This is a genomic window from Paenibacillus terrigena DSM 21567, assembly GCF_000374845.1.
Lineage (GTDB): Bacteria > Bacillota > Bacilli > Paenibacillales > Paenibacillaceae > Paenibacillus_K > Paenibacillus_K terrigena.
The window spans coordinates 184074-202824 of sequence record NZ_KB895420.1 but is presented as its reverse complement, the minus strand read 5'-3'; the positions used below and the strand labels follow the sequence as shown (position 1 = coordinate 202824).

Annotated in this window: 17 protein-coding genes; 4 read left to right on the top strand and 13 right to left on the bottom strand. The window is 47.2% G+C overall.

The annotated features are described in order from the left end of the window. Nucleotides 1-5: 5 nt before the first annotated feature. Complete coding sequence (locus tag C558_RS0122670) at nt 6-764, top strand: Crp/Fnr family transcriptional regulator (RefSeq protein ID WP_245583860.1); 759 nt, start codon at nt 6-8, stop codon at nt 762-764. A 190-nt stretch (nt 765-954) separates the two neighbouring features. Then, entirely contained in the window at nt 955-1254 is a 300-nt protein-coding gene (locus tag C558_RS0122665) for a DivIVA domain-containing protein (protein WP_018758599.1), read from the top strand. Nucleotides 1255-1334: 80 nt separating this feature from the next. Here C558_RS0122665 and C558_RS0122660 read toward each other — a convergent pair whose 3' ends face one another. The 13 genes from C558_RS0122660 to mutT all read right to left on the bottom strand — a co-directional run bounded on the left by C558_RS0122660 (nt 1335) and on the right by mutT (nt 16300). Beyond that, nucleotides 1335-2123, bottom strand: a complete 789-nt coding sequence (locus tag C558_RS0122660; protein ID WP_018758598.1) for a nucleotidyltransferase domain-containing protein — start codon at nt 2121-2123, stop codon at nt 1335-1337. A gap of 184 nt (nt 2124-2307) precedes the next feature. After that, nucleotides 2308-3510, bottom strand: coding sequence for a copper amine oxidase N-terminal domain-containing protein (locus tag C558_RS0122655; RefSeq protein WP_018758597.1), 1203 nt, complete (start codon nt 3508-3510; stop codon nt 2308-2310). Between the two features lie 79 nt (nt 3511-3589). Further along, nucleotides 3590-4468, bottom strand: coding sequence for a copper amine oxidase N-terminal domain-containing protein (locus C558_RS0122650; RefSeq protein ID WP_018758596.1), 879 nt, complete (start codon nt 4466-4468; stop codon nt 3590-3592). 278 nt (nt 4469-4746) lie between these two features. Beyond that, nucleotides 4747-5880 (bottom strand): alanine dehydrogenase, encoded by a 1134-nt coding sequence (ald, locus tag C558_RS0122645; protein ID WP_018758595.1) that lies wholly within the window; start codon nt 5878-5880, stop codon nt 4747-4749. Between the two features lie 15 nt (nt 5881-5895). Beyond that, the gene (locus C558_RS0122640) at nt 5896-7248 is read right to left on the bottom strand and encodes an aspartate aminotransferase family protein (protein ID WP_018758594.1); all 1353 of its coding nucleotides are present in this window, start codon (nt 7246-7248) and stop codon (nt 5896-5898) included. Nucleotides 7249-7269: 21 nt separating this feature from the next. Continuing rightward, nucleotides 7270-8733, bottom strand: coding sequence for a CoA-acylating methylmalonate-semialdehyde dehydrogenase (locus C558_RS0122635; protein ID WP_018758593.1), 1464 nt, complete (start codon nt 8731-8733; stop codon nt 7270-7272). A 135-nt stretch (nt 8734-8868) separates the two neighbouring features. Beyond that, complete coding sequence (locus C558_RS0122630; protein ID WP_026264081.1) at nt 8869-10341, bottom strand: aldehyde dehydrogenase family protein; 1473 nt, start codon at nt 10339-10341, stop codon at nt 8869-8871. Nucleotides 10342-10367: 26 nt separating this feature from the next. Beyond that, complete coding sequence (locus C558_RS0122625) at nt 10368-10949, bottom strand: DUF3156 family protein (protein WP_018758591.1); 582 nt, start codon at nt 10947-10949, stop codon at nt 10368-10370. Nucleotides 10950-10964: 15 nt separating this feature from the next. Beyond that, the gene (locus tag C558_RS0122620) at nt 10965-12398 is read right to left on the bottom strand and encodes an APC family permease (RefSeq protein WP_018758590.1); all 1434 of its coding nucleotides are present in this window, start codon (nt 12396-12398) and stop codon (nt 10965-10967) included. 33 nt (nt 12399-12431) lie between these two features. Beyond that, entirely contained in the window at nt 12432-13607 is a 1176-nt protein-coding gene (locus C558_RS0122615) for an iron-containing alcohol dehydrogenase (RefSeq protein WP_018758589.1), read from the bottom strand. 239 nt (nt 13608-13846) lie between these two features. Next, nucleotides 13847-15511 (bottom strand): PucR family transcriptional regulator, encoded by a 1665-nt coding sequence (locus C558_RS0122610; RefSeq protein WP_018758588.1) that lies wholly within the window; start codon nt 15509-15511, stop codon nt 13847-13849. A gap of 54 nt (nt 15512-15565) precedes the next feature. Next, complete coding sequence (locus C558_RS0122605; RefSeq protein WP_018758587.1) at nt 15566-15898, bottom strand: nucleoside triphosphate pyrophosphohydrolase; 333 nt, start codon at nt 15896-15898, stop codon at nt 15566-15568. Further along, nucleotides 15899-16300, bottom strand: coding sequence for an 8-oxo-dGTP diphosphatase MutT (gene mutT / locus C558_RS0122600; protein ID WP_156826232.1), 402 nt, complete (start codon nt 16298-16300; stop codon nt 15899-15901). It abuts the gene before it with no gap. A 280-nt stretch (nt 16301-16580) separates the two neighbouring features. On the opposite strand from mutT, the gene C558_RS0122595 reads away from it, so the two are divergent. Together C558_RS0122595 and C558_RS0122590 are read left to right on the top strand one after the other, a co-directional pair. After that, complete coding sequence (locus tag C558_RS0122595; RefSeq protein WP_018758585.1) at nt 16581-17009, top strand: MarR family winged helix-turn-helix transcriptional regulator; 429 nt, start codon at nt 16581-16583, stop codon at nt 17007-17009. 25 nt (nt 17010-17034) lie between these two features. After that, nucleotides 17035-18693 (top strand): MFS transporter, encoded by a 1659-nt coding sequence (locus tag C558_RS0122590; protein ID WP_018758584.1) that lies wholly within the window; start codon nt 17035-17037, stop codon nt 18691-18693. The last annotated feature ends 58 nt before the right edge of the window (nt 18694-18751 follow it).

The window sequence follows — 18751 nt, the reverse complement described above, 5'->3', positions numbered from 1 at the left end:
GAAGAATGACCATCGTGAAAGGATTGGTACACATGATCGAAATTAATCAAGTCCCGATCTTCTCTGATATTCCAATCGATGAATTGCAACAGATTATTCCTCTGCTCCGAGAGCGTCAATATAAGAAGAATCATGTATTCATGTTCGAAAATGACCAGAGCGATAGTATCTTTATCCTGAGGTCCGGCAAGGTTAAAGTATACCGAGGTCAAGAAGGCAAAGAAGTCATCATGGGTATTCAATTCCCAGGCGACGTCATCGGCGAAGCCGAGGCATTAACTGGTGATAGTCACCGTATTGCGACCATTGAAGCATTGGAGCCGGTTGCGGCATGGCAAATTGCGAAGAAGGATTTCCTTGATCTTGTGGATCGTTATCCTCCCATCCTACGTCGAGCTTATGATATTATGTTCGCACGCGTCCGTGTATTAAATCGTACCATTCGCTACTTAACGTTCTGTGATGTCCGCACCAAAATTGCAAATTTGATCATGGACCTTTATTATAATTTTGGTGAACAAGAAAAAGATGATATCGCTTACAAGATTGATATGAAAATCAATCACTCGCTGCTTGCAAGCATGGTAGGAATTACACGCGAGTCGATCTCGAAGACACTCAATGATCTGCAGCATGAAGGAATTATCGAGATTAGGCAGAAATATATTTATGTGTTAGATCTGAACCACCTCGAGCGGATTTGTCAGGAGACCGAAGAAGTTCCTGCGCTTCGCAAATGGCAGCACGGCACCGTATTGGAATAACCTGTAATGACTATAACAAAAGAAAAGCTGACAATGCAGTTAGACCGATAACATTTAGAATGTGATTTGGTTCATAAAAGTTAGGCTAACCCGTTCACAGAATAACCATGCATTGGAAATTAGGAACATTTCATTTGTAAGCACCTCTCCATGCTGTGCTTGCGAATATGGATAAGAAAGGTGATATAACGTGGCTAACGGATTTGGAAAAATGAAAACCCTCGAAGAAATGGGCATCAAACTTAATGCGCAAGAAATTCATAATAAGGATTTCAGCCGTTCCCTGCGCGGGTACAATGAAGAGGAAGTGGATGCTTACCTCGATGAGATTATTAAGGATTACGAACTATTCGCAAGGCTTTTTAAGGAAATGCAGAAACATATCTATGATATGCAAAATGCAGCAAACGTGGAGATATCCAATACCGACGATCTTCTGCAGCGTGTTCGTGAGCTTGAAATGTTTTGCTGGGGTAAGACAAAAGGTTAATGCAGGATCCCCAGATTAAAGAAAAGCAGGCATTGAGATGATGTCTGCTTTTTTAGTACCCTATTTGATAAGCCATTTCATTAACCCTCGTTCCACACTTCCGCTAGAGCAGCGCGAAATAGGACATCAAGCTCAGCATCCTGTGCTCCTTCCACTGCTTTTAACCCGGCTGCTTTTTGCTCGAAATCATTGATTTGCTCCTCCAAAAACGTATTGATGGGATGAATCCGAGGCTCGAAGTCGAGTTCGTCGCCTGTTTTTTTACGCCTTAATAACTCTTGAATAACCTCTCTTAACTCCCCACCCTCAGGAATCAGTCGTTCCACGAGTACATCGAACTGCATAGGCGGCATTTCATTATAGTGCTCAATCCACGCACAGGCCAGAATCGGACGCAGCACGTAGAAATATTTCTTAATTTTCACCTGATCACCTTGTAAATAATCCCGATAATTTCCTTTCGCCATATTCAGATAGTGATACATACAGGATTTCGGGGAAAAGGTTAGCGGCGAAATGCGCCGGATTTGCTCTGCGATGGTGTACTTCTCCAAGTAGAGAATCGGCGACTGAAGCCATTCGAGCAGCGGAGGGTTCGATTTGCGGAATAAGTTCAACGCCTTCTTGAGATCCCATCCGTTAATATCCAACAGATCATTAATCGGACGTTCGATCACATCTCGCTTATCGAAGATAGATAAGTACCAGTCCACTGGACGAATGTAAATGAATCGGACGTCATAATCGCTATCCTGGGAGGGAAAACCCCACGCACGACTTCCCGACTCACAAGCATATAGAATGCGTACATTCTCCTCTTGTTCAATGTTATGAAGCTCTTGTTGTATGATCGATTGAATAGCTGACATGACTGCACCTCCTCTGATTAGAAAATTACGATTCTCACGATAAAATAACAAAAACGGACATAGCCGAATCAACGATCCGGCTGATTCGGCTATGCCTATGAATTGCTGTTGATTGCACGTTGGAACGGGTATCGCTGATTCCGATATTTCTTCCACTGCCGTGGATACTTCTTGAATTTGCAGATTAATTTACGCTTTTCCGATGATAGGTCAACAGATGATGCTTCCCGTCAAACGGGCTGTAATGCGTGAAATAAATCAGATTCCCGTCCGTTGATTCGCTGTGATATTGCAAATCATCTCCACGATATGGTACATCATTATTGTGCGCGTAATCCAGCTCTTGGCCGGTGAGCAGCTTGTCGCACAGCACGACAACGGAATGATCATTCAGATCAATCAACGTCAGCAGTCCTGTCTTGTTCGGCCGAACAAGCAAGTAATCATCTTCGATCCCTTTAATCGTATATACATCATCTTGTCCAGCAAGCTTCGGCAGATCGTATTCTTGGACAAGTTGGCCTTGATCATTATACACGCTCAAAATCTTGCCATCGGTCATCAACAAATGCTCAATCCACTTTTCCGCTTTCGAGTCAAGTGTTTGATAATTTCTTACGTTACCATCATAACGCTGGAAATAGCTCGCTTTCTTCTGCGTTACAATTTTTTTGTTAAATAGAAGTACGCTATACACATCATAGTTCACATGCGGCTCACCGTAATTATCCACGACGGTAATGATCCGAGCCCCCGAATTGACGCTCATCGTGTCGATGGATACGTTCCCTTGAAGAGGATGATCCAGCTTAATCTTACCGAGATAAATCGGTGGTTGCTCGTAGGGATACGCGTAATAGAGATCCCCCGTCTTGCGATTCATCCAACTGCCTGCTTCATATTTCACAAAATCATTGGATTTCGTAATGGTTACCTTACTCGTCGATGGACTCCAAGCCACGCCGGCTCCAATGGCTTCCGAGAAGAAACGAAGCGGAACGTACATCCTTCCATCTACCAACCGCAGCTGAGCCGTCAATTGTACCGGCTTCCCGTTGACCGTCGCCTGCGTCGATCCATAATTCAGCTTGACGAACTGATCCGGATACGTCATGGTTATGACCTTGGTCGTCGAGTTCCAGAACACGATTGTACCGAGCAACTCCCCTGTATCCCGTAGCGGCATATAGAGCACTCCATTCTCGATAAAAGGAGCCGATTTCGGTTGAAATTCGACATCGTTCAATACGACCTTAATCCCACTTGAGACTTGCTTATTCGCTTGCGTCGCCCCAGCCGCAGAAGCCGCTACCGGTACCGATAAGGCCATAGCCGCGATTAGAGCCGCCGTAAGAATACGAGAAGACATTTTTCTTTTATGATGCATGAAATAAAACCTCCAATGTCAGCAATCTCTATCACTTCTTGAGAACACGCCTAATGATGAATATGAAAAAACTTAAGCGCTAGGGTCTAGCATCCGTGCGCTTCTCTCCTTCAATCGGAACGACTCTCCCATCGACCTCTTCGGATAAAAGCCTGCCAAGCTCTTGATTATTCCCTTGGGCATCGGTCTTGCCAAATGTATATAAACCGCCCATCCACTGATCTAAGAAATAGACCGAGCTTCCAAACTTCGGCTTCACGCCCCATTCGCGCTTAGCTACATCATCATACTGCCATTTCTTGATCGCTAGTCCTTCTTCATTAACCTCGTAGTACCCATAGTCGTAACCGGCATTATCGAAAATAAATCGCAGGGCCTCTCCTTCGGGGAACGTGAAACCATAATGATGATACCCTTCACCCGATTCCAACATCGGCGCATCCCCCGAGATCATTGGCACTTTTAACGCAATCTTACGTGCTTCCGTCAGATCGCCGTGCATCAGCGTCTCGTATTCTTTCTGGGCCGTAGGCGTTCGTACGATGACACGATTGTCTTGCGCGTTATACTTCACATAAGCGCCAAGTGCCTCGCTGATGAACCGAAGCGGCACATACGTCAGTCCGTTCTTGTTCACGACTGCGGCGTCAATCGGAACGGATTTGCCGTTCACGGTTGCCTTCTTTTCCCCTTCCCGCAATTGCACCGTTATCTTGTTATCTTTCGTATGAAACATCACAACACGCGTCTTCGGATCATAGGCAAAAACAATCCACGCCGTATCCGTCAGCGCCCGCAATTTGATCATCGCATTTCCCTTGACCATCATGGCATCGTATTGAAGCTCTCCGTTCACGAAAACCGAAGGGGCAGCGGCATAAGCAGGTGAACCCGCGAAGAGAACACTCCCAAGCAAAGCGGTACCCATTGTGAGCGTGAGCCATTTATTCCATCGCATTCAATCATCTCCTGGCTAAATTTAGCGAATAATACTAATATTTACGCGATGGGCAGCAGAAAAGTTGCAGGTTTGTACCGGAACACATGGCGATATTTTCTGTTAATCTCAAGCGAATCATTACTCTTATGAAAGAATCAAAATAAAGAATAAAGAGAAAAAGACGATATTCCGTTCGAATTCGAACGGAATATCGTCTTTTTGATTTAAAGCATGCCTTCAACTAATTAAAAACGTAAGTTTTTCAGTGGCCTCCCGCGGGTATGTCCCTCTTTTCATTACACGCGAACCGCGGCTTGATTTAACACCGCATACACATCCGTAAACGTATATCCATGCGCTTCTGCGACCGCTTTGTAGGTCACTTGGCCATCAACAACGTTGATGCCTTTGGCTAGCGCCTTGTTGTCGAGCGCCGCTTGCTTGTAGCCTTTGCTTGCGATTTGTACACCGTATGGTGTGGTTACGTTGGTCAAAGCTAACGTGGAAGTTCGTGCTACCGCACCCGGCATATTCGCTACTGCATAGTGAACAACGCCATGTTTCTCATACGTTGGGCTATCATGCGTCGTAATGCGATCAATCGTCTCGATCGAGCCGCCTTGGTCAATCGCTACGTCGACGATGACGGAGCCTGGGCTCATACTCTGTACCATTTTCTCCGTTACGAGCCTTGGCGCACGCGCACCAGGGATCAATACAGCGCCTACGACGAGGTCTGCGTTACGAACGGTCTCGGCAATATTGAACGGATTGGACATAATCGTCTTCACACGGCCTTGGAACATATCATCGAGCTGACGCAGGCGATCTGGGCTAATGTCTAGGATGCTCACATCGGCACCAAGTCCGATGGCCATTTTCGCTGCATTCGCACCAACGATCCCGCCGCCTACGATGGCGACTTTCGCTGGCGCAACGCCTGGCACACCGCTCAGCAATACACCTTTACCGCCGTTCGCTTTCTCTAGGAATCTCGCACCGATCTGAATGGACATGCGTCCTGCCACTTCACTCATTGGGGTTAGCAATGGCAAGCTGCCATTATCCAATTGGATTGTCTCATAAGCAATCGCTGTCACTTTACTCTCGACGAGTGCTCTCGTTAACTCTGGCTCAGGTGCAAGGTGCAGATACGTATATAGAATTAATCCTTCATGGAAGTAACCATATTCCGAAGGGATCGGTTCTTTGACTTTCACGACCATCTCTGCCGCCCATGCTTCATTCGCGGAAGATACGATGCGCGCGCCTGCTGCAAGGTAATCTTGATCTGTAAAACCAATTCCCGCTCCTGCATTCGTCTCAACGAGCACTTCATGACCAGCATTGATGTAGGTTACAACAGAACTTGGAGTCATGCCGACGCGATTCTCATTGTTTTTGATCTCTTTTGGCACACCGATTAGCATAATTGTTCCCACTCCCTATTGGTTGTTCATAACCTCTTTAAATGTGTTAACAATGAATTCAAGGTCTTCATCCGTACAGGATAACGGCGGCGAGAAGGTTAACACGTTGTTATAGCCCGCAACCGTATCGCCATTCTTCCCTATAATTAAACCTTTCGCTTTACATTCGGAAATGATCTTACCTACAGCAGGCAGCAGCAATGGCTCTTTGGTCTCTTTATTCTGAACCACCTCTACCCCCATTAAGAATCCGAACCTTCGAATATCTCCTACGAGTGGATGATCAAGCAGCTCTGCCATGCCCGCTTCCAGCTTCTCACCTAGAATCCGGGAACGCTCAACGAGATTCTCACGCTCCATAATCTCTAGATTCTTCAGCGCAAGCGCACAAGCTGCAGGTGTACCACCGAACGTATTCACATGGCGCAAATGGCTATAGTCTTCCTTGCCCTTAAATGCTTCATAAATATCTTTGCGCACAGCCGTCGCCGATAATGGCAAATATCCACTCGTTAACCCTTTTGCCATCGTCACGATATCTGGCTTTACATCGTAGTTCATATGTCCAAATTTACGGCCAGAACGGCCGAATCCGCAGATGACTTCATCAATAATGAGCAGTACATTGTGGTGATTGCAGATCTTCTGTACTTCTTCCATATAGACCGGATCCGGGACAATGACTCCACCGCCTGTGATCGCCGGCTCCATGATAACCGCTGCAATCGTCTCTTGGCCTTCCCAAATGATCGTATCTTCGATCTCTCGCGCACATTGCAGATTGAAATCCTCTTTGCTCATGCCTGCAGGACGACGATAGCTATCTGGCGGATGCACATGCACGAATCCCCCGCCAAGCGGCTCATATTTATACTTCCGTTGCGCTTGTCCTGTTGCAGCTAGAGCACCCATGGAGTTGCCATGGTAAGCACGATAACGGGAAATGAATTTATAACGATTCGGTGACCCCGATTGATCATGATACTGACGAGCAATCTTGAATGCCGTCTCATTCGCCTCAGAACCACTGTTGGAGAAGAAGACCACATACTCCCCTTCGAGCCATTCGTTCAGCTTCGCCGCGAGCTCGATGGCCGGAATATGGCTCTGTGTTAGTGGATAATATGGCATTGCAACGAGCTGATCATAAGCTGCCTTCGCCATTTCCTCGCGTCCATAGCCCACATTCACACACCATAATCCAGACATGGCGTCTAGGTAACGGTTGCCATTCAGATCGGTAATCCAAGACCCTTCGCCGGAAGTGACGACCATCGGAGGAACGTTCTCATTATAGGGGGACATTGCGTGCCACAAGTATTGACGATCTTTTGCAATGATGTCGATTGATTCACTTTTGATTGACATGTCTTCAACACCTCCGCCTGATTAGTAACGAGCTGTGAGCATTTTTTTACGCGTATAGAACTCGACGCCGTCTCGACCATTCGCATGGAGATCTCCATAGAACGACTTCTTATAACCGGAGAATGGGAAAAATGCCATTGGTGCGGGCACACCCAAATTCACGCCTAACATGCCAGCATCGATATCTTCACGGAACTGACGAATCGCCTTCGCACTATCCGTATAGAGACAAGCGCCATTCGCAAATTCGGATTGGTTCGCAATGTCGATTGCTTCCTTCAAATCCTTAGCCCGAACGATCGATAAGACAGGCGCGAAAATCTCATCCTTCCAGATTTGCATACCAGGTTTCACTTCATCGAAGATCGTTGGCCCAACGAAATAGCCCTCACCATCTACCGCTTGATCCAATCGGCCATCACGCGCAAGAACCGCGCCCTCGGATTGACCAATCTCTATATATTTCATCGTACGCGCTTTGTTATCTTCACGAATCACTGGGCCTAAGAACACATCCGATTGCATACCGTTACCGATCTTAATCGCATTCGCTGCTTGTAACAGACGATCAACCAACGCATCCGCAACGTCACCTACCGCAACGACAACTGCACAAGCCATGCAGCGCTCACCCGCTGATCCGAAAGCAGCCCCGATAATATTCGTCACCGCGTTATCCAAATCCGCATCCGGCATGACAATCGAATGGTTCTTCGCGCCAGCCAAGGCTTGAACACGTTTGCCGTTCGCAGCAGCCGTCTTATAGATGTACTCAGCCACAGGCTGGGAACCAACGAAGGAAACCGCCTTAATATGCTCGTTCTCCAGAATTCCGTTCACCACATCATGGGAACCATGGACGATACTGAGGACGCCTTTCGGAAGACCTGCTTCCTCGAACAATTCAGCTAGACGATTTGCAAGAATCGGTGTACGCTCCGAAGGCTTAAGTACGAACGTATTCCCGCAAGCAATGGCAAGAGGGAACATCCAGCAAGGCACCATCATCGGGAAGTTGAACGGGGTAATCCCGCCGACAACCCCTATCGGGTAGCGATACATTCCGGATTCTACGCCCGTCGCGATGTCCGGCAGTTGGTTGCCCATCATTAATGTCGGTGCACCCGCAGCAAATTCGACGCACTCAATTCCGCGTTGAACCTCACCATAAGCTTCCTGATAGCTCTTACCGTTCTCCAATGTCACGATCTTCGCTAGCTCTTCCCAATGCTCCACGAGCAATTGCTGATAACGGAACAAAATCCGTGCTCGGCGCGGAACGGCAACGCTCTTCCAGCTGGCAAATGCCTTCGCCGCTGCTTCAGCTGCTTGATCCAACTCTGCACGACTCGAATGCGGCACCTGCGCAATGATCTCGCCCGTTGCCGGATTAGGCACTTGATCATAACGGCCGCTCGTGGATTCGATCCACTCCCCGTTAATATAGTTCTTTATGGTCATGACTTGCGTCTTTACTTCAGACATTTGCTTACCCTCCTGTGATTTATGATATAAAAGTTACCTTTAGTATAGGGACTTCCCTCATGCAAAACATTAGACAGGATGTTAGGAAGAAACATCAAACTTTTTACCACAATAGAAATTATATGTTCCTATCGCTTAATGTCTGAACCAACCGGAAGGCGCCGTCTGCAAAGATACATTAATTTGCTTCGTCTCGAGATATTCTTCGAATCCGTAGGTCCCTAACTCACGGCCGATACCGCTCTGCTTGTAACCACCCCATGGCGCCTCATTGAATGTCGGATGATACGTATTAATCCACGTAATCCCTGCACGAATCTTACGGATGACGCGATGTGCCTTCGCTACATCACTCGTGAACACGGCACCCGCCAAGCCAAATTTCGTTCCATTCGCGAGCGCAATCGCTTCCGCTTCCGTTCGGAAGGTCTGAATAGCCAATACTGGCCCGAAAATTTCTTCCTGTACGATTCGCATATCTGGCGTGGTATCACCGAAGATCGTCGGTGCGACGAAGTTACCGCGGTCGAGCCCGTTGTCCATGATACGGTAGCCTCCACATAATAACGTTGCGCCTTCGTTCTTCCCAATCTCGATATAGTCCAGCACACGCTGCATTTGGCGCTCACTAATGAGCGGTCCCATCTCTGTTGTCTCTTGCATGCCATCGCCGACTTCAATCAACTGTGCACGACGCACCATTTCCGGAATGAATGTCTCGACAAGCGATTCTTCGAGCAATAACCGTGATCCCGCAGAGCAGACCTGCCCTTGATTCGCGAAAATCCCGAATAACGCATAATCCACCGCCGTATCGAAATCCGCATCCGCGAACACGATATTCGGCGATTTGCCGCCCAGCTCGAGGCCCACCTTCTTGATGGTCTCGGCAGCGGTCTTCATGATCTTAATCCCTGTCTCTGTCCCGCCTGTAAAAGCTACCTTGTCAACAAGCGGGCTGCTCGCCAGCTCGTGTCCGACCGTTGCACCTAAGCCAAGCACCAAGTTCAATACGCCTGGAGGACATCCCACTTCGTCAATGATCTCGAAGAGACGAATCAGCGTCAGTGGTGTCTGCTCCGCTGGTTTAATAATGACGGTACATCCCGCTGCTATAGCAGGCGCAATCTTCTGCGTTGCCATCACGAGCGGATAGTTCCACGGAATGATCTGACCGACCACGCCTACCGGTTCGCGTACAACCATCGCTTGGATCTGATCCGGTACATCGTAGGTCACACCATGCGGTTTGGTCGCAAGACCCGCATAATAACGGAACTGATTAATCGAATCGGTAATATCGTACTCCGCTTCACGCAGCGGCTTCCCATTATTTAGCGTCTCGAGCTTCGCGAATTCTTCTACCCGTTGTTCAAGGCGATCCGCAATTTTATGGAGCAAATCTGCACGTTCTCTCGCATGCATCTCTGGCCAAGCCCCTTGATCAAATGCCGTTCTCGCCGCTTGAATCGCAGCTGCCGCATCTGCATTGCTTCCTTCTGTCACAACAGCGATAACTTCGCCATTGGCCGGATTCACAATATCTCGCATCTCCCCGCTCATCGCCGATACCCATTTCCCGTTAATATACATATTCTCGATTGCCATTGGTTCTTTATTTATCATGATGTTGATCATCCTCTCATAATTAATTGTTGATGTTCAATATGTATCGCAAGTAATTCCATACATCGTACCGTATTGCTTGCTTCCTCAGCTGTTGGTTTCCTTGCATAGGACATCGGCGGAATAAGTACCCAGATAAAATCGCCATAATTCGGCGCGATCCGGACAGTCCACCTCTGCGAAGTGCGATTATACTTCAGCTCCATCTGATCAACGTCCATCTTATTGCATAGCTGGATCAGCTCTGGATCACCATTCAACAAATCGGCAAGGACGCTATCTCCAGATACGAGCAAGAATTGTGCCTGATTCTGCCCTCGAGCCGAACCTCGGTAATGCAGCTTGATTCGCGCATCGGAGGCAAGGGAAATACCCGGAAGCGAGAACTCCCAGGTATAAATATAGACGCGTCCCATCCATTTATTAATCATGTTGTGGTAAGCCTTCATTGATTCCATGCCATACTGCGAACCATCTAATTCAATCGCATTATCTTCCGCATGTAGAATCGGAATCATGGCTTGGAATTTCTCCACGATCTGGTTCAATGCCCGGTTCGCGCGGCGATCTACGATGCTATATACGCCCATATCGGCTTCCCCCTTCTATGCTGTAATTTGTGAATTCGGATCTTGTTCGCTGCCCGTCACAGCTAAACCATCGGACTCGCTACGTGATTGAATGCCGCGATAGACTTGATCGAGCGGCACCGGTGTAAACAGCTTCTGCCCTGTCACTTTCAAGTAGCTGATCGCGAATATCAAAATCAAAGCAATGGTTACAAGCGAAATTTTTAATACGGTTGGATTCACATACAAGGTATAGATCATATAGATACATGCAAGAATGCCGACGATTTGCGGAAGCGGATACAACGGTGTGCGGAATGGACGATGTTGATTCGGATACTTCCGGCGCAGCACGATCACATTAACTTGGGCAATGATGTAGGACATGAGCCATGTTGCGCAAGCCACATTAATCATCGTCGTAATGAAGCCGATATTGGCATTATTCAGACCCGCATACACTAGAACGATCGTGATCAGTGCCGTAACGAATAGAATGCCATACCATGGCGTTCTTGTTCTTGGGTGCAAATAAGAGAAGAATTTCGGCATCAAGCCCTCTTTGGACAAGCCGTACAACATTCTTGGAATCGCCATAAGATACGTATCGCAGGTTGTAATCGCAGCAAGGATAGATACGACCCCCATCAGGATCAATCCTGCTCGGCCTAGCATGGCTTCAGCTCCTGCGACGTGAGGAATCGTCGAAGCCGCTAGTTCATCAAGCTTGATATATTTCGTAATGCCGAGACCAAAGAATAAGTCTACGAGCCAAATCGTCAAACAACCGAATATCATCGCCATCGGGATCGTTCTACCCGGTCTCTTCACTTCCTCGGCAAGCGGCGCGACGAATTCCATCCCGATAAATAGCCAAATCGCTGCACCGAGGGTCTTGAATTGATCGCCCCAGGACATCGTCGAAAAAGGCGGCTGTACAGGCAATTGACTGTGCAGCCCAATGCCTGTCGTTCCCCATAGACCGATCAGACCTAGCAATCCCATCATGCCCAGCGCCAGGATCGTCTGCACTTTGCCGAATACGCCTACGCCCGCCATATTGACAGCGACTAAGGCTGCAAGGATGATCACGACGGCCAAAACCCATGGGATGCCGGTCAATGTCTCAATACTCTGACCTCCGACAATCATGTTCGTGCCGCCATCCGTTCCGACGAGTACGATATATCCCGCGAGTACCGCGAACATCGCTGCTAACTTCCCTAACGCAGGTGTCGTATACTCGCCAATCATCCCCGCTCCTGGGATCATGGCAGCTAGCTCAGAGTAAGATAAAGCTACACATAAAATAACGATAAGAGCGAAAAAAGCAATAATACTAAATGCTGGACCTCCAACACCATAACCATTTCCTAAGGAAACCATCGCTGTACCGGAGACGACCAGCCCTACTGATGCCGAATAAGCTGCCCAGAATCCCAATGTCCGATTTAACTTGACTCCACTCATTTATCTTCCTCCTCGAATGACCAATTAACACCGTTAAGCTTGTACTCCGATTTGACCATAAGCTTTGTGAAATAATTGAAGATAATCCTCTTGTGTCGCTGGACGCGGATTACTAGGGGCAGATACATTCTTGGTGGCGCCTTCGGCAAGATACGGGAAATCAGCTGGATTGATGTTATGTAAATCTCTCATTTTGGGAATCCCCACGGTTTCAGCCAGCTGCATGAGTCTAGTAACTCCCTCCGCAGCAAGCTCCTCATCCGACTGACCTTGGCGAATTGCGCCCAGGCGCTCTGCCACAACGGCATGCTTCGCAGGGTTTGAAGGGATGTTATATTCGAATACATAAGGTAAGAGGATTGAATTAGCCACGCCGTGCGGGGTATCATACAGTCCGCCGAGGGCTTCCGCCATGCAATGAACGCCGCCTACGTCGGAATTGCCAAATGCGATGCCGGCAATCAGACTTCCCATAAGCATATTCTTGCGCGCTTCTAGATCTGTACCGTCATGTACAGCCTTCGGGAGGTTGGTAATAATCATATCCATAGCATATAGAGCAAGTGCATCGGTTATTGGCTCTGCGATATTGCACGTATAGGCTTCAATCGCATGTGTCAGTGCATCCATCCCTGTCGAGGCTGTGACAGATGGAGGCAAAGTGAGGGTCAATTCTGGATCGAGCAGTGCGAGTACAGGAGCCACGTGAACGTCCAGAATGTTCATTTTCAAATTGGTAGATGTGTCTGTTATGACAGAGAAAAATGTGACTTCACTGCCGGTCCCTGCCGTGGTAGGGATACAAATCGTCGGAGTAATCGCATGCTGCAATGTGTTGAGCCCATACCAATCTTGAATCGAACCGCCATGACTGAGCAGTGTGCCTACCGCTTTTGCCGTATCCATTGAACTGCCACCGCCAAGGCCGATCAGCAGATCAACGCCTTCTTGAAGCGCGAAATGATAAGCTTCCATACAATCCGTGTCGCGTGGATTCGGTTTCGTCTTGTCATACACTACATAATCCACGCCTGCCTGCTCAAGCACATCGAATACTTTCTGAGCAACGCCGTACTGGATTAATCCCTTGTCGGTCACGACAAGCACTTTGCTCCCTCCGAACTCTTTAACGCGATGACCTAATTCGTTGACCTTACCCATTCCAAACGCAATACGTGTCGGTACATTAAATTGAAAATCCCATAGCATCCCTTTGACCACCTTCCTGAGTCATTGTGCAAGAGGTATTTGAAAGCGATTACAACAATACTAATGTGCTACGAAATTAAGTATAAATTGTTTTAGGTTCATTGCATTAGACAGAATGTTAAGTAGAATCTTTCACTTTTTTGACAAAAATGTCGAAAATGTGTCGTGTCATACGACAAAACGCCTACCACATCCGCATTCGGCTGGTAAGCGTTTCGGTTTATCCATATCGTAATGAACTAATCCTGATTCGATAGCCGTTCCGGATTCAGCATCTGATAACCGCGAAGCGCGACCTGCAGGGCAATGCGGTTCTCTGGTTGGATAAAGTCTGCACCGAGCAATTCTGCGATTTTCTCAAGGCGGTAATAGAGCGATTGTCTGACAATGAACAGCTTTTGCGCCGCAATTTGCTTCGACCCATCATGGTCTAGATAGACTTTTAACGTGCGAATTAATTCGCTGCCTCTTGTCACATCATGCTCGATTAACGGACCCAGATAGCTATGAACAAAGGATTCTAGCATCTCTCGATTATCGATATTAAATAGCAGCTGAAAGACACCCAAGTCTTCGAAGAACATCACGGGCTTCTTGAAGCAAGGATAGAGCGAGATCGCCCGAATTGCCTCTTGGTAACTGTGATGAGCATTCATTAATTTAACATAAGAACGGCCGACACCGATGAGCAGATCGATATCGCCGATTTTCTCATCCATCTGAATTTGTTGTAGCGACTCAAATACCTGCTGTAATCGAATCTTCGACGGACGCTTCGGATTCAGATCAATCGCAACAAGGATAAGGCGGTTATTCTTCAGCGTAATGAGAGGCAGGAAGGAATGCTGCTCGAAGATCGAACGGAGTACCATCGATAGATGAATCCCAATCGACTCGGTCCCCTCTTCCACCGCATGAAAAGACTGGTCGCCATGCTGATCGAATTCAATCAAGCACACCCGATAGTTCGCCTCGTTCAAACGTTTGAAATCTGTACCCATCAGCGACTTAATCTGATCCTCGTCCTTAATCCGAACATGCAGCAGGTCGTCCACCCATAGGTTCTCTGTATACAATTTACGTTCATCAATATAACGTTTGCGTAGCAAATCCTGCGCAATGGATAACGATGCGGAATCAAGAATGAGGTAATCATACTCCTGTGGCGGATGTTCGAGCACCATGACGATGTAGGCCCATGTCTTCCCTAAGGCACCTACAGATTGCAGGATCATGGTCTTGTTATCGAACTCCCACTCCATTGGCACGACATTGGGTTTATTCTCTGGCATTTCCGGAATTTGGTTCGATAGCGCTTCCAAAAAACTCTTCTGTTTCTGAATCGGCAGCGCAGGATTGAAGGTTGGTTGCCCCTGTGTCGGAACGTAGATGACTTGTGCTTTGGTACTCGTATGTAGCAGCTTAAGGACATTAGTAACCCCTTGCGAAGTTAACGTAAGTCGATGGAATTCCCTTGACACACTCTCTAATTCTTGCAGAATGCGATGGTGACTATTAATGATCATCGAATGTAGATCTTGCGTAATATCCACAAACCGAACGGTGTGCGGGAAAATAATGAGTGGCAGCTGATGTCTATTGGCCGCCTCAATCATCGCCTCAGGTACTTTGTCAAAAAACTTGCCCAGTTCAATACATAGACAAGAAGCATTCTGCTTCGCTAATTCCTCTACATAACTCACGGCATAGGATGGATCCGAATGAAAGCTAATGCCTGTTGTCAGAATTAATTCTTCTCCATTGATCAATTGGTCGAAATTCGATACTTCAAGGATATGAACCCAACGCACGCGACGGGCTAATCCGCCAACACCCGCGACCACCTTCGCATTCTGAAAAAGAGGACGTTGTAAGATGTCATGAACGGTTAGAATGAATTCCATAAGCGAGCTTCTCCTCCCCTAAATCACCCTCATATTACTGGAAATGGACTTTATTCAATCCTCCACCACATCGATCAAATAAATACGATCTTGAAAACCCCCGCGCTCTGCAGCCTTCTTCGCACGGATTTGTTCGAGCTCGTCCCAAGAGGCCCCATGTACAGCCGCTAACGCTCGGATGACCTCTAGGGCATCAGCCAGTTCTTCAAGTGCCTCTCCATCATTGTCCGCTTCAAAATATTCCTGGGATTCCTCGCGATATTTGACTTTCAACGCTTCCTTATAATCGGAATCTTCTAATACTCTCGTATTCGCTCTTTTGCCCTGTGCCTCAATGATGTGTGGAATCAAGTCACGAACGAGCTTGTTATATGTATAGGTTGGCATTCACTTCTCCTCCAATTCTGCTTGCAGCATCTGAACAAATAGTACATCCGCCGGGGCAAAAGCGATCTCAGTAAGTTCCTCACGCCGTACCCAACGATACGCATCATGGTCGATGAGCCTGATATCGCCTCGAAGGTAAACGACTTTATAGGCAATTAACCGGATATTCGCCGTCTCATATGGATGTTCGTGCGTGCCGAAATACGATTTTATCGCTACTTCGATCTGAAGCTCTTCCATCAGCTCCCGCCGAATACAAGCTTCGATGGATTCACCGGGTTCAATTTTGCCTCCAGGGAACTCCCATAATCCGGCCTGCGATTTCCCTGCCTTCCGTCTCGCGATCAGAATCGAACCTGCTTTATTCTCAATAATAGCGGCTGCTACTTCAATCCATTTCATATCTTCCATCCTCATTCTGCATCTTTTTCTTCTATTAGAATATCATTTGAAGCCTTTTCTGCCACCATATTATTTACGTTTTTCCCTGTTGGTACACTTTTCCTTTACCTATTGACGTTTTAAATCAAAAGATTTATACTGTCTAAATATTCGATAGTGAATTGTTTTAGTCATAAAAAATATGTGCCGCAAATAAACTGAGCATTGGGGTGGGCTGCTGCTAGCTGCTATTGAACATGCTGAATCGTGCATACCCCGAAGCCATTCGAGGAGAATCAACATGCCGATCAACACAGAATTGGTTGAAGTATCTACCTTATTTAAGACGCTAATCAAGAGCATGTCTCAGAATTGGAACAAACGTATGGTTCACCAATTGACCCTCCCTCAATTCAAAATGCTCTTCAAACTGGAGCAGCATGGTCCGCAGAAAGTGTCGCAGCTTGCAGAAGCCTTGTGCATTACTTCAGGTGCCGTGACTGGCGCAGCCGACCGACTATTGTCGGAAGGCTACATTGAACGTACACGTGCAGAAGATGACCGGCGCGTCGTCTACATTCAGATTACGGAGGAGGGCAGACAGATCACACATCAAGTGATGGAAGACCAGAAAGAAACCATCGCGATGTTCTTCGGTTCATTACCGGACGAAGATATCAAGCACTTGAAGCGCATTCTGACGACAGTGCTTGCGAAGATAGATAAATAGAGTAAAAGGAGTAGAAGAAAACATCATGGAGCATTTATCCTTGAAACGTAAAATTACGATCATGGTCGCCATCATGGCTGCCATGTTCTTCGCGGCGATCAATCAGACGATTGGCAGTACCGCCATGCCGCGCATTATTTCCATACTAGACGGTATGGATCTATACACATGGACGATTAACATTTATTTGTTGACGTCGACGATCGCGACCGTATTGGTCGGTAAATTGTCCGATATTTATGGACGTAAACCATTCCTGCTAGCCGGGATCTTATTCTTCATGGTCGGGGCCTTCCTAACCGGGACATCATCCGATGTCTATCAATTTATTACGTATCGAGGGATTCAAGGGATCGGCGCAGGGATTATTATGGCGACTTCCTTTACCGCTGTAGGTGACTTGTTCCCGCCGCGTGAACGTGGTAAATGGACTGGACTCATGACAGCCGTATTCGGATTCTCGAGTGTAATCGGGCCTACGCTCGGTGGTTATATGATCGATAACATGGATTGGCATTGGATCTTCTGGATCTTCTTACCACTTGGTGTTGTCGCATTCTTCATGATTATTTTCTTGTTCCCGAAAGTGGATCGCAAAAAATCAGAATCGATTGACTACTTGGGTTCAATTTTCCTGACAACGTCACTCGTTCCATTACTTCTTGCCTTCTCTTGGGGGGGCACAGAATATAAATGGGGCTCACCGCAAATCCTAGGATTACTCGCAGCTACGATTATTTCTGCCATTATCTTTATCTTTGTCGAGAAACACGCGAAAAGCCCTGTGCTTCCGCTGTCTTTATTTAAAAACGGTATCGTTACCGTATCCAACTTAATTGGCTTCATGATGAACTTCGGAATGATGGGCGCCTTGATCTACTTGTCCTTCTTCGTGCAAGGGGTTCTTCAAATTTCGCCGACTTATGCAGGTTATGTCACAATGCCAATGTCCATCTTCATGGTCATTACCGCTGCCATCACAGGTCAAAAGATCTCGAAGATCGGAAAATATAAACGCTTCGCTATGCTTGGCATACCGATCATGATCGCTGGTATGGCCATCATGGTCTTCATGACAAATGTAACGACGGCTGTAATCAGTATGATCGTCTTCGGTATTGGCCTTGGACTCGGGATGCCGGTCTTCTCTCTCGCTACGCAAAATGCCGTACCGCACAAGGAAATCGGTGTTGCAACAGCATCATCGCAATTGTTCCGTAACTTAGGTGGTACAATCGGGATTGCTGTTATGGGTTCCGTTATGGCGACGAGCCTGAAGCATAATATTACAGACAAAATGCAGTCCGCTGCAGCCCATGGCGTCGATATGACGAAAATGGATCCGAATATTGCGAAGCAATTAGCAGGGTTCGCAAATCCGCAGACCTTGATGAACAAACCACTGATTGATGAGACGATGGCGAAATTGCCAACTGATATTCAACCGTTGTTCACCAAAATGCTGGATATGATCCGAGATGCACTAGGCTCCACCTTGTCTACGGTATTCTTAACAGGTACGATTGTGCTAGTCCTTGCACTTGGGTTGGTCTTCTTCTTGAAAGAAATCCCGCTTCGTACTTCCAACTCAGCACCCGCACCTGCTGCAGGTGACGGGCAAGCGAAGAATGAAGGTATCGATGCAAGCACGAAGCAAGTGCTCGCAAGCGATAGTATGAACTAATTCCATCGTATGTTATATGAAAAGGAGCTCCAACCAATAGGTTGGAGCTCCTTTATTG